We start from the raw sequence: 13,012 nt of genomic DNA, 5'->3' as shown, positions 1-13,012 counted from the left end.
GAACGATGACGCGGTAGAACTGACTGAACGCCTAGTCCTGGGGGTCGACGATATCCAAAGCCCGATTAACGGCTAAGTCCGCCAACATGACGATCTGCGCAATGGCCAACGCTGTACTGCGCTGGGAGCCGCTCAGGTTGGTGGCGAAATCGCTGGCCAGAACACTTGCCGAGGCCAATGACTCACAGGCGTGGGCCAGGAGGGATTCGGTGTCCATGTCGGGGGCGATCATGAAGATGGTTCTGGGATTATTGGATTGGGTGGTGTTGAAGGGGGGATCGGGGATTAACTTATCCAAGGGAATGCCTATGACGTGGGGTGCCATTCCCTCGCCGTTTCTCACGCGACGAAGAGGTGGCAGCTATGTGCGAGGTGAGAAACCGGTCATAGACACCCGGCCAGACCGAAGTCTGCCCGCACACAGCCGCCATAACGCATATGCAGCAAATAAACTGGCGGCAATTATGCGGATACTGACGCTGGATGACTATGACTTGCCGAGTTCTCACACCCGATCGCTGAGTTTTCAGCGACAGCCAAAAGGTTATTGAACCCGCTTCCTACGGGCAACCTGAAAACCTCGTGGGAAAGGTCTGGTTTTTTACCGTTATTTAAACGGACGCATCCGTTGCCTGTGCGGCCGCCATCGCGAGCAAGCCCGCTCCCACAGGGGGATCGGCGTACGCCTTTCGCTCCTCACCACTCAACAGGCACATCCGCAAAAACCAGGCCGATTTCCCACAATGAAACCAGACTTCAGCCCCTTGCCCCAACGCCACAGCCGTCTAACATCAACCAAACGGAAAATATGTCCCGAGCCCCCTCAAGTTGAAGCCCCCGACAACCGACACAGTACGAATAGCCAAACACTCCTAACCACAGCATTTCAGCCAAGCTACAAACAAAACCCCATGGGATTGATTGTCCCTTTGACTGCCATCACCGGATTGCCAATACTCATGGCAACTTGACGCTACCCGCACGGAACAAGGAATGACTCTTTGAAGCTGGAACTCAAGAACAGCTTGTCGGTGAAGTTGCTCCGGGTCGTGCTCCTTTCGGCATTGATCGTAGGCGTGGTCTTGAGCTGCGCGCAGATCGTTTTCGATGCCTACAAAACGCGCCAGGCCGTGGCCAGCGATGCCCAGCGCATCCTCGACATGTTCCGCGACCCCTCGACACAGGCCGTCTACAGCCTGGACCGGGAAATGGGTATGCAAGTGATCGAAGGCCTGTTTCAGGACGACGCTGTGCGCAAGGCCTCCATCGGCCATCCCAACGAAGCCATGCTCGCGCAAAAGTCTCGCGAGCTGCAGCACTCCGACAGTCGCTGGCTGACCGACCTGATCCTCGGCAAGGAACGCACCTTCACCACTCAACTGGTGGGTCGCGGTCCTTACAGCGAGTATTACGGCGACTTGAACATCACCCTCGACACCGCCACCTATGGCCAGGGCTTCATCGTCAATTCGGTGATCATCTTCATCTCCGGCGTGTTGCGTGCGATGGCCATGGGGCTGGTGCTGTACCTGGTCTATCACTGGCTGCTGACCAAGCCGCTGTCGCGGATCATCGAACACCTCACGGAAATCAATCCGGATCGCCCCAGCGAACACAAGATCCCGCTGCTCAAGGGGCATGAAAAGAACGAATTGGGGATCTGGATCAACACCGCCAACCAGTTGCTCGAGTCCATCGAGCGCAACACCCATTTGCGTCACGAAGCGGAAAACAGCCTGCTTCGCATGGCCCAGTACGACTTCCTCACTGGTCTGCCGAACCGCCAGCAACTACAGCAGCAACTGGACAAAATCCTGGTAGACGCCGGCAAGTTGCAGCGTCGCGTCGCGGTATTGGTGGTTGGCCTGGACGACTTCAAGGGCATCAACGAACAATTCAGCTACCAGACCGGCGACCAACTGCTGCTGGCCCTGGCCGATCGGCTGCGAGCGCACAGCGGACGCCTTGGCGCCCTCGCCCGCCTCGGCGGCGACCAGTTCGCCCTGGTTCAGGCCGACATCGAACAACCCTACGAAGCGGCCGAACTGGCCCAAAGCATTCTCGATGACCTGGAAGCGGCATTTGCCCTCGATCATCAGGAGATTCGCCTGCGCGCCACCATCGGCATCACCCTGTTCCCCGAGGACGGTGACAGCACCGAGAAACTGCTGCAAAAAGCCGAGCAGACCATGACCCTGGCCAAGACTCGCTCACGCAACCGTTATCAGTTCTATATCGCCAGCGTCGACACCGAGATGCGCCGCCGTCGCGAGCTGGAAAAAGACCTGCGCGACGCCTTGGTCCGTGGCCAGTTCTACCTCGTCTACCAGCCGCAGATCAGCTATCGCGATCACCGGGTGGTGGGTGTCGAGGCGCTGATTCGCTGGCAGCATCCCGAGCACGGGCTGGTTCCACCGGACTTGTTCATCCCTTTGGCCGAGCAAAACGGCACCATCATCGCCATCGGCGAATGGGTGCTGGATCAGGCGTGCAAGCAACTGCGCGACTGGCATGACCAGGGTTTCGTCGACCTGCGCATGGCGGTGAATCTGTCCACGGTGCAGCTGCACCACGCCGAGTTGCCACGGGTGGTCAACAACCTGCTGCAGATGTATCGCCTGCCACCGCGCAGCCTGGAGCTGGAAGTCACCGAAACCGGCCTGATGGAAGACATCAGCACGGCCGCCCAGCATCTGCTGAGCCTGCGCCGCTCCGGTGCGCTGATCGCGATCGACGATTTCGGCACCGGTTATTCGTCATTGAGCTATCTGAAAAGCCTGCCGCTGGACAAGATCAAGATCGACAAGAGCTTCGTTCAGGACCTGCTCGATGACGACGACGACGCGACCATCGTTCGGGCCATCATCCAGTTGGGCAAGAGCCTGGGCATGCAGGTGATTGCCGAGGGCGTGGAAACCCCCGAGCAAGAGGCCTACATCATTTCCGAGGGCTGTCACGAAGGTCAGGGCTATCTCTATAGCAAGCCGCTGCCGGCGCGGGAATTGAGTGCATATCTGAAACAGGCCCAGCGCAGTAACGCGGCTATTTTGTAGAAGATCAAAAGAACGCAGCCTCGTTTCACTCTGTAGCAGCTGTCGAGTGAAACGAGGCTGCGTTCTCTTGATCCACGACACAACTCCCCCCTGAATAAGAAATATTTCCAGGTACAACCCTTTACAGATAATGCGAAAGATTTGCATTATGTCGCAGTTTTGCGCGTTTGCTGCGCCTTCAACCCCCTCTCGAAGCAGGATGTTCGCCATGATTCGTATGCCTCTGGCTACCGCCAGTCTGTTGGCCATCGCTATTTCCCTCGCCGGTTGTGGCGAAGGCAAAGACAAAGCTGTCGCTGCGCCGGCCGCCAGCACCACGGCCCCGGCTGTTGCACCCGCCGCTGTCAGCAAAGTCGACGAAGCCGCCGCCAAAGCCGTTGTCGCGCATTACGCCGACATCGTCTTCGCCGTCTACAGCGATGCCGAATCTACCGCGAAAACCCTGCAATCCGCCGTCGACGCCTTCCTCGCCAAGCCGAACGCCGACACCCTGAAAGCGGCCAAGGCTGCCTGGATCGCTGCCCGCGTTCCTTACCTGCAGAGCGAAGTGTTCCGCTTCGGCAATACCATCATCGACGACTGGGAAGGTCAGGTGAACGCCTGGCCACTGGACGAAGGCCTGATCGACTACGTCGACAAATCCTACGAGCACGCACTGGGTAACCCGGGCGCCACGGCCAACATCATCGCCAACACCCAGGTTCAGGTCGGCGAAGACAAGATCGACGTGAAAGACATTACCCCGGCAAAACTCGCGAGCCTGAACGAGCTCGGCGGTTCCGAGGCCAACGTTGCCACCGGCTACCACGCCATCGAATTCCTGCTCTGGGGCCAGGACCTGAACGGCACCGGCCCTGGCGCTGGCAACCGTCCAGCTTCCGACTACCTGGAAGGCAAAGGCGCAACCGGCGGGCATAACGATCGTCGCCGCGCTTACCTGAAGTCCGTGACCCAACTGCTGGTCAGCGACCTGGAAGAAATGGTCGGTAACTGGAAGCCTAAAGTGGCCGACAACTACCGCGCCACCCTGGAAGCCGAGCCAGCTGAATCCGGCCTGCGCAAAATGCTGTTCGGCATGGGCAGCCTGTCCCTGGGCGAACTGGCGGGCGAGCGCATGAAGGTTTCCCTGGAAGCCAACTCGCCGGAAGACGAACACGACTGCTTCAGCGACAACACCCACAATTCGCAGTTCTACGATGCCAAAGGCATTCGTAACGTGTACCTGGGCGAATACACCCGCGTCGACGGCACCAAAATGACTGGCGCCAGCCTGTCGTCCCTGGTAGCCAAGGCTGACCCGGCTGCCGACACCGCGCTGAAAGCCGACCTGGCTGCGACCGAAGCCAAGATGCAGGTCATTGTCGATCACGCCAACAAGGGTGAGCACTACGATCAGTTGATCGCCGCCGGCAACACCGCTGGCAACCAGATCGTCCGTGACGCTATCGCTTCCCTGGTCAAGCAGACCGGTTCGATCGAAGCCGCGGCAGGCAAACTGGGCATCAGTGACCTGAACCCGGACAATGCTGATCACGAGTTCTGATCAACGCTGAATAAAAAGGCGACCCTCGGGTCGCCTTTTTCATACCTGATTTTTGAGTGCCGATCGTTCCCACGCTCTGCGTGGGAATGCAGCCCGGGACGCTCCGCGTCCCATCCAGAGCCGAACGCGGAGCGTCCGTTGAGGCATTCCCACGCAGAGCGTGGGAACGATCAGTGCGCTACATCAACCAAACGATAATTCCTCTTATTCAATCTCCCCTGCCCTGTTAGACTTTGCGCCCTTGTTTTGCTCGTCTTGCAGGATGTCTGATGCCCTCGCTGCCTCTTCGCTTGTCCGCACTGTTGCTGGCCCTGGGCCTGAGTGCCTGCGATGACGTCCCGCGTTTTACCGAGGCCGAACCCGGTGAAGCCCGGTCCGGTGGCAGCGCAACCGTGCGCAAGACCGATCAGAACGCATTTTCCCTGCCGTCCGCCAACCTGCCGCCGTCACGGCGCGTGGATTTCAGTGTCGGCAACAGCTTTTTCCGAAATCCCTGGGTGATCGCCCCGTCGACCACCACCGCCCGGGATGGCCTTGGCCCGCTGTTCAACACCAACGCTTGCCAGAACTGCCACATCAAGGACGGCCGCGGTCATCCGCCCACGCCTGATGCACAGAACGCCGTGTCGATGCTGGTTCGCCTGTCGATTCCCGATACGCCAGCGTATGCCAAAGTGATCGAGCAACTCGGTGTAGTCCCGGAGCCGGTCTACGGCGGACAATTGCAGGACATGTCCGTGCCGGGTGTCGTGCCGGAAGGCAAAGTGCGCGTCGATTACACGCCCGTTCCGGTTCGCTTCAAGGACGGCACCGAAGTCGAGTTGCGCAAGCCGACGTTGCAGATCACCCAGCTCGGCTACGGCCCGATGCACCCTGACACGCGTTTCTCGGCCAGGGTCGCACCGCCGATGATTGGCCTGGGCCTGCTCGAAGCGATCCCCGACGAGGCGATCCTGGCCAACGCCGAGGCTCAGGCAAAAGACAAAAACGGGATCGCCGGACGCCCGAACCGCGTCTGGGATGACGCGCAACAAAAAACCGTTCTCGGGCGATTCGGCTGGAAGGCCGGCCAACCCAACCTTAATCAACAGAACGTTCATGCGTTCTCCGGCGATATGGGCCTCACAACCCGTCTGCGCCCCGTCGATGACTGCACCGACGCGCAAACCGCTTGCAAGCAGGCGCCCAACGGCAATGGCGCCGATGGCGAGCCGGAAGTCAGCGACAACATCCTGCGTCTGGTGCTGTTCTACAGCCGTAACCTCGCCGTCCCGGCCCGCCGTGATGTCAGCGCCCCCGAGGTGCTGGCCGGCAAAACTCTGTTTTTCCAGGCCGGATGCCAGTCCTGCCACACGCCGAAATACACCACTGCCGCCAATGCCGCAGAACCTGAACTGGCCAATCAAGTGATTCGCCCTTACAGCGACCTGCTGCTGCATGACATGGGCGACGGCCTGGCCGACCACCGAAGCGAATTCCAGGCCAGTGGCCGCGACTGGCGCACCCCGCCGTTGTGGGGCATCGGCCTGACGCAAGCGGTCAGTGGCCACACCCGGTTTCTGCACGATGGCCGCGCCCGCAATCTGCTCGAAGCCGTGCTTTGGCATGGCGGCGAAGCCACAGCGGCGCAGCAACAGGTGTTGTCTTTCAATGCCGAGCAGCGCGCTGCGTTGCTGGCGTTCTTGAATTCCCTTTAATACGTATTCCATAGCGGGAGCCCGACATGTTTCGTCCCAAATTGTTGTTCACCAGCCTCGCCGCGCTCGCCTTGGGCGCCTGTTCGCCGCAGGATCCGCAGGCCGTTACGTCAGCCGCCATCGCCAAGTCGGTGATCCTGCCGACCTACACGCGCTGGGTTGAAGCCGACCGCCAATTGGCCGTCAGCGCCCTGGCCTACTGCGAAGGCAAGGAAAACCTCGACACCGCCCGCGCCGACTTCCTGCATGCACAGAAAGCCTGGGCCGAGCTGCAACCGTTGCTGATCGGTCCGCTGGCCGAAGGCAATCGCGCCTGGCAGGTACAGTTCTGGCCGGACAAGAAAAACCTCGTCGGCCGTCAGGTCGAGCAACTGGTCAGCGCACAGCCGCAGATCGACGCCGCCGCCCTGGCCAAATCGAGCGTTGTGGTTCAAGGCCTTTCCGCCTACGAATACATCCTGTTCGACAGCAAGCCTGATGTGGCCAACGCTGAACAGAAAGCCAAGTACTGCCCACTGCTGATCGCGATTGGCGAGCGGCAGAAACAACTGGCCGAAGAAATCCTGAAGAGCTGGAACAACACCGACGGCATGCTCGCGCAGATGAGCAAATTCCCGAACCAGCGTTACGCCGATTCCCACGAAGCCATCGCCGATCTGCTGCGTGTGCAAGTCACCGCCCTCGACAGCCTGAAGAAAAAACTCGGCACGCCGATGGGCCGTCAGACCAAGGGGGTGCCGCAACCGTTCCAGGCCGATGCATGGCGCAGCCAGTCGTCCCTGAGCGGCTTGGAAGCCAGCCTCGCCGCCGCCAAAACGGTGTGGGAAGGCGTCGACAACAAAGGCCTGCGCGGTCTGTTGCCGAACGAGCAGAAACCATTGGCCGACAAGATCGACGCCGCTTACGCCGCGTCCCTGAAACTGTTCGCCAGCAACCAGCGCTCGCTGACCGAGATGCTCAACGACGATGCCGGTCGCCAGCAACTCAACGACATCTACGACAGCCTCAACGCCGTCCACCGCCTGCACGAAGGCGAACTGGCCAAGGCGCTGGGCATCCAGCTGGGCTTCAACGCCAACGACGGTGACTGATGAGGGCAAGTGCCATGCTGCGACGCCAGGCTCTGACGTTAGGTAGTTTGCTGCTCGGTGCGGTGACACTGGGCGGCTGGACGCTGTTCAAGCAGAAGGACAAAAGCCCGCTGCTGCTCTCGGCGCGGGACGATACCGACGGCAAGCACTATGCCGTCGGTTACCGGCTGGACGGCACCCGGGTGTTTGCCACCCAGGTCGGCCAGCGCTGCCACGACATCATCAACCACCCGACGTTGCCGATTGCGCTGTTCGTCGCCCGTCGTCCCGGCACCGAAAGTTACCTGATCGACCTGCGCGACGGCACGCTGCTGCAAACGGTGACCTCGCAGCCCAATCGGCATTTCTACGGGCATGCGGTGATTCACCAGAGCGGCGACTGGCTGTACGCCACCGAGAACGACACCTCCGATCCGGGTCGCGGCTTGCTCGGTGTGTATAAGTTCGAAGGCGAGCGGCTGGTGCACAGCGGCGAGATTTCCACTCACGGCGTCGGCCCGCATCAGGTGTCGTGGATGCCCGATGGTGAAACCCTGGTGGTGGCCAACGGCGGCATTCGCACCGAGGCCGAAAGCCGCGTCGAGATGAACCTCAACGCCATGGAACCGAGCCTGGTGCTGATGCAACGGGACGGCACCCTGCTGAGCAAGGAAACCCTGGCCCAGCCGATGAACAGCGTGCGTCATTTGGGGATTGCCAGCGACGGCACCATCGTCGCCGGTCAGCAGTTCATGGGGCCGTCTCACGAGTCGTCGGAGCTGCTGGCCATCAAGCGTCCCGGCCAGCCGTTCGTGGCCTTCCCGGTGCCTGAGCATCAGTTGCAGGCCATGGGGCATTACACCGCCAGTGTCGCGGTGCACAGCGAGCTGCGCCTGGTGGCGTTGACCGCGCCACGGGGCAACCGCTTTTTCATCTGGGACCTGGACAGCGGTGAAGTGCGCCTGGACGCGCCACTTCCCGATTGTGCCGGGGTCGGCGCGGTAGCCGATGGTTTTGTCGTGACCTCCGGTCAAGGACGCTGCCGGTTCTACGACTGCCGCCAGACGAACTTTGTGGCTAAACCCCTCGACCTACCGGCAGGGCTCTGGGACAACCACCTACACCTCATCTAAACACGGTCCTTTGTAGCAGCTGGCGAAGCCTGCGTTCGGCGGCGAAGCCGTCGCAAATCCCGACACCGTGGTTTGCCTGACACACCGCGGTGTCTGATATCACGACTGCTGCGCCGCCGAACGCAGGCTGCGCCAGCTGCTACAGGTCGGGGTGAAGCCTTCCTGTAAGTTCTGCCAGTTGGAATCCCCTGCACACTCGGAGTAATGTGCCCGACTGAGTCACCTGATTTTCTCCAAGGAAGTGGAAATATGCTGCGTCGCCGCATGCTGATCATGTTGGGTGTTGTTTTGCTGATCGTGCTGGTCCTGGCCGGTTACAAAGCCTTCTCCATCTATACGATGATTCAGGGCTTCGCTGCGCCAAAACCAGCGATCAGTGTCGCCGTGGCCACTGCCACCGAACGGCCGTGGCAAGCCCGCCTGCCCACCGTCGGCACGCTCAAGGCGCTGCAAGGCGTGGACCTGAGCCTGGAGACCGACGGCACTGTCATCGATTTGCAGTTCGAGTCAGGTCAGAAGGTCAAGGTCGGCCAACCACTGCTTCGGCTGGATAGCGTGGTAGAAACCGCCCTGCTCGAAACCGCTCAAGCCGACCTGGGCCTGGCGCAGCTCGATTACGGTCGCGGCAGCCAATTGGTGGGCAGCCAAGCCATTTCCAAAGGTGAATTCGACCGGCTCTCTGCGGTGTTGAAAAAGAGCCAGGCCACGGTGAATCAGCTCAAGGCGGCGCTGGCCAAAAAACGCTTGCTCGCACCGTTCAGCGGGACCATCGGTATTCGTCAGGTGGACATCGGTGACTATCTCGCCAGCGGCACCATGATTGCCACCCTGCAAGACCTCAGCAGCCTTTATGTAGACTTCTTCGTCCCCGAGCAGTCGGTACCGAAGATCGCCCTCGGCCAACCAGTGCAGATCGTGGTCGCGGCCTATCCGACACAAACCTTCCCCGGCACTATCAGTGCGATCAACCCGAAAGTCGAAAACAGCACGCGCAACGTCCAGGTCCGCGCGACCCTGGCCAACCCCGACGGCAAACTGCTGCCGGGAATGTTCGCCAGCCTGCAAGTGTTGTTACCCGACCCGCAGCCGCGGATTGTCGTGCCGGAAAGCGCGATCACTTACACGCTGTACGGCAACTCGGTCTATGTCGTCGCGCAGAAAAAAGCCGAAGACGGCAGCCTGGAAAAAGACGACAAGGGCCAACCGATCCTGATCGCCGAACGGCGTTTCATCGAAACCGGCGAGCGCCGCGATGGGCAAGTGATGATCACCAAGGGTGTGCAGAACGGCGAAAAAGTGGTCACCGCCGGCCAGATCAAACTGGACCACGGCGCACACATTGCGATCAGCGACGACAAGACCTTAGCCGAGAAGAACAGCCCGCCGCCCGCGGACTGATCAAGGAACCCCCATGGCTTTTACCGACCCGTTCATCCGCCGCCCGGTGCTCGCCACCGTGGTCAGCCTGTTGATTGTGCTGCTGGGCTTCCAGGCCTGGAGCAAGTTGCCGCTGCGCCAATATCCACAAATGGAAAACGCCCTGATCACGGTGACCACCGCTTACCCTGGGGCCAACGCCGAAACCATCCAGGGCTACATCACCCAACCGATGCAGCAAAGTCTGGCCAGTGCCGAAGGTATCGACTACATGACCTCGGTCAGTCGCCAGAACTTCTCGGTGATCTCGATCTACGCGCGCATCGGCTCCAACAGCGACCGCTTGTTCACCGAACTGCTGGCCAAAGCCAACGAGGTGAAGAACCAACTGCCTCAGGACGCCGAAGACCCGGTACTGAGCAAGGAAGCCGCCGACGCCTCGGCACTGATGTACATCAGCTTCTTCAGCAAGGAACTGAGCAACCCGCAGATTACCGACTACCTGTCGCGGGTGATCCAGCCGAAACTGGCGACCCTGCCGGGCATGGCCGAAGCCGAGATTCTCGGCAACCAGGTATTTGCCATGCGCCTGTGGCTGGACCCGGTCAAGCTGGCCGGTTTCGGCCTGAGTGCCAGCGACGTCACCGATGCAGTGCGCAAATACAACTTCCTCTCCGCCGCCGGCGAAGTGAAAGGCGAGTACGTCGTCACCAGCATTAACGCCAATACCGAGCTCAAATCCGCCGAAGCCTTTGCCGCGATTCCGCTCAAGGTCGAAGGCGACAGTCGCGTGCTGCTCAGCGATGTGGCGCGGGTTGAAATGGGCGCGGAAAACTATGACTCGATCAGTTCTTTCGGCGGCACTCCTTCGGTGTACATCGGCATCAAGGCCACACCCGGCGCCAACCCGCTGGACGTGATCAAGGAAGTGCGCAAGATCATGCCGGACCTGGAAGCCCAGTTGCCGCCGAACCTCAAAGGTGAAATCGCCTACGACGCCACGCTGTTCATCCAGGCCTCGATCGACGAAGTGGTGAAAACCCTGTTTGAAGCGGTGCTGATCGTGATCGTGGTGGTGTTCCTGTTCCTCGGCGCCCTGCGTTCGGTGGTGATCCCGGTAGTCACCATCCCGTTGTCGATGATCGGCGTGATGTTCTTCATGCAGATGATGGGCTACTCGATCAATCTGCTGACGTTGTTGGCGATGGTGTTGGCCATCGGCCTGGTGGTGGACGACGCCATTGTGGTGGTGGAAAACATCCACCGGCACATCGAAGAAGGCAAGACGCCGCTGGATGCGGCCATCGAAGGCGCCCGGGAAATCGCCATGCCGGTGGTCTCGATGACCATCACCCTGGCGGCGGTCTATGCGCCGATCGGCTTCCTGACGGGGCTCACGGGGGCGCTGTTCAAGGAGTTCGCCCTGACCCTGGCCGGCGCGGTGGTGATCTCCGGCATCGTCGCCCTGACCCTATCGCCGATGATGTGTGCCTTCCTGCTGCGTCACGACGAAAATCCCAGTGGCCTGGCCCATCGCCTGGACCTGATTTTCGAAAGCCTCAAGCGCCGCTATCAAAGCATGCTCCACGGCACGCTCAATACCCGGCCGGTGGTGCTGGTATTCGCGGTGATCGTGCTGTGCCTGATTCCGGTGCTGCTCAAGTTCACCAAGTCGGAGCTGGCGCCGGACGAGGACCAAGGCATCATTTTCATGATGGCCAACGCCCCGCAACCGGCCAACCTCGACTACCTGAGCGCCTACACCGACGAGTTCGTCACCATCTTCAAGACGTTTCCCGAGTACTACTCGTCGTTCCAGATCAATGGCTTCAACGGCGTGCAATCGGGGATCGGCGGCTTCCTGCTCAAACCGTGGAATGAACGCAGCCGCACTCAAATGCAGATCCTGCCCGAGGTACAGGCCAAACTGGAGAGCATTGCCGGATTGCAAATCTTCGGCTTCAACCTGCCCTCCCTGCCCGGTACCGGTGAAGGGCTGCCGTTTCAGTTCGTCATCAACTCCGCCAACGATTACGAGTCGCTGCTGCAAGTGACCGACCGGGTGAAAAAGCGGGCAATGGAATCCGGCAAGTTCGCCTTCGTCGATGTTGACCTGGCGTTCGACAAACCTGAAGTGGTGGTGGATATCGATCGCGCCAAGGCCGCACAGATGGGTGTTTCCATGCAGGACCTGGGCGGGACGCTCGCGACATTGCTGGGTGAGGCGGAGATCAACCGTTTCACCATTGAAGGTCGCAGCTACAAAGTCATCGCACAGGTCGAACGGCCCTTCCGGGATAACCCCGACTGGCTGAACAATTATTACGTCAAGAACACCCAGGGCGAACTGCTGGCGCTGTCGACCCTGATCACCGTGACCGACCGGGCGCGGCCACGGCAGTTGAACCAGTTCCAGCAACTCAACTCGGCGATCCTGTCCGGGGTGCCGCTGGTCAGCATGGGTGAAGCCATCGACACCGTGCGCCAGATCGCTCGGGAAGAAGCGCCGGTGGGTTACGCCTTCGACTATGCCGGCGCATCACGGCAATACGTCCAGGAAGGCAGTGCGCTGTGGGTCACCTTCGCCCTGGCGCTGGCGATCATTTTCCTGGTACTGGCGGCCCAGTTCGAAAGCTTCCGCGATCCGCTGGTGATTCTGGTGACCGTGCCGCTATCAATCTGTGGCGCGTTGATCCCGCTGTTCTTGGGCTGGTCGAGCATGAACATCTACACCCAGGTAGGCCTGGTGACGTTGATCGGGCTGATCAGCAAGCACGGAATCCTGATCGTCGAATTTGCCAACCAGTTACGCAAGGACAAAGGCCTGACACCGCGCGAAGCCGTGGAAGAAGCGGCGGCCATTCGTTTGCGCCCGGTGTTGATGACCACCGCGGCGATGGTGTTCGGTATGGTGCCGTTGATCATCGCCACGGGGGCGGGCGCCGTCAGTCGGTTCGACATCGGCATGGTGATCGCCACGGGGATGTCGATCGGGACGTTGTTTACCTTGTTTGTGTTGCCGTGCGTGTACACGTTTTTGGCAAAACCCGATAAACCCTCACGCTAAGATCGTTCCCACGCTCTGCGTGGGAATGCCTCTACGGACGCTCTGCGTTCGGCTTTGGAAGGGACGCAGAGC

At 60.5% G+C, this 13,012-nt stretch carries 8 protein-coding genes; 7 read left to right on the top strand and 1 reads right to left on the bottom strand.

Annotated features, from left to right (window positions below):
- Positions 1–31: 31 nt before the first annotated feature.
- Entirely contained in the window at positions 32–298 is a 267-nt protein-coding gene (locus tag ACQ4OB_RS12765) for a DUF6124 family protein (protein ID WP_102615651.1), read from the bottom strand.
- Positions 299–1,001: 703 nt separating this feature from the next.
- Between ACQ4OB_RS12765 and ACQ4OB_RS12760 the strand changes: the two genes are divergently transcribed.
- From ACQ4OB_RS12760 to ACQ4OB_RS12730, 7 genes are all read left to right on the top strand, one after another.
- Positions 1,002–3,053: a putative bifunctional diguanylate cyclase/phosphodiesterase gene (locus ACQ4OB_RS12760; protein WP_074874060.1), complete on the top strand. Its 2,052-nt coding sequence runs from the start codon at positions 1,002–1,004 to the stop codon at positions 3,051–3,053.
- Between the two features lie 208 nt (positions 3,054–3,261).
- Positions 3,262–4,596: an imelysin family protein gene (locus ACQ4OB_RS12755; protein WP_074874059.1), complete on the top strand. Its 1,335-nt coding sequence runs from the start codon at positions 3,262–3,264 to the stop codon at positions 4,594–4,596.
- Positions 4,597–4,865: 269 nt separating this feature from the next.
- A complete protein-coding gene (locus ACQ4OB_RS12750) occupies positions 4,866–6,293 on the top strand; it encodes a di-heme oxidoredictase family protein (RefSeq protein ID WP_074874058.1) in 1,428 nt (475 codons plus the stop codon).
- A 26-nt stretch (positions 6,294–6,319) separates the two neighbouring features.
- Complete coding sequence (locus tag ACQ4OB_RS12745; RefSeq protein ID WP_430955777.1) at positions 6,320–7,384, top strand: imelysin family protein; 1,065 nt, start codon at positions 6,320–6,322, stop codon at positions 7,382–7,384.
- Positions 7,385–7,398: 14 nt separating this feature from the next.
- Positions 7,399–8,496: a DUF1513 domain-containing protein gene (locus ACQ4OB_RS12740; RefSeq protein WP_430955776.1), complete on the top strand. Its 1,098-nt coding sequence runs from the start codon at positions 7,399–7,401 to the stop codon at positions 8,494–8,496.
- A gap of 249 nt (positions 8,497–8,745) precedes the next feature.
- Positions 8,746–9,894: an efflux RND transporter periplasmic adaptor subunit gene (locus ACQ4OB_RS12735; RefSeq protein ID WP_074874055.1), complete on the top strand. Its 1,149-nt coding sequence runs from the start codon at positions 8,746–8,748 to the stop codon at positions 9,892–9,894.
- A gap of 13 nt (positions 9,895–9,907) precedes the next feature.
- On the top strand, positions 9,908–12,940 hold the full coding sequence (locus ACQ4OB_RS12730; protein ID WP_102615638.1) for a multidrug efflux RND transporter permease subunit: 3,033 nt from the start codon (positions 9,908–9,910) through the stop codon (positions 12,938–12,940).
- The last annotated feature ends 72 nt before the right edge of the window (positions 12,941–13,012 follow it).

This window comes from Pseudomonas sp. ES4, assembly GCF_050586665.1.
GTDB classification, from domain to species: domain Bacteria; phylum Pseudomonadota; class Gammaproteobacteria; order Pseudomonadales; family Pseudomonadaceae; genus Aquipseudomonas; species Aquipseudomonas frederiksbergensis.
The sequence above is the reverse complement of the archived record's forward strand: the minus strand, read 5'-3'. Positions and strand labels throughout refer to the sequence as shown.

What these genes read in the sequence shown, in the direction of transcription:
- ACQ4OB_RS12735 (WP_074874055.1), top strand. Translation starts at nt 8,746, where the DNA reads ATGCTGCGTCGCCGCATGCTGATCATGTTGGGTGTTGTTTTGCTGATC.
- ACQ4OB_RS12755 (WP_074874059.1), top strand. Translation starts at nt 3,262, where the DNA reads ATGATTCGTATGCCTCTGGCTACCGCCAGTCTGTTGGCCATCGCTATT.
- ACQ4OB_RS12730 (WP_102615638.1), top strand. Translation starts at nt 9,908, where the DNA reads ATGGCTTTTACCGACCCGTTCATCCGCCGCCCGGTGCTCGCCACCGTG.
- ACQ4OB_RS12745 (WP_430955777.1), top strand. Translation starts at nt 6,320, where the DNA reads ATGTTTCGTCCCAAATTGTTGTTCACCAGCCTCGCCGCGCTCGCCTTG.
- ACQ4OB_RS12740 (WP_430955776.1), top strand. Translation starts at nt 7,399, where the DNA reads ATGCTGCGACGCCAGGCTCTGACGTTAGGTAGTTTGCTGCTCGGTGCG.
- ACQ4OB_RS12750 (WP_074874058.1), top strand. Translation starts at nt 4,866, where the DNA reads ATGCCCTCGCTGCCTCTTCGCTTGTCCGCACTGTTGCTGGCCCTGGGC.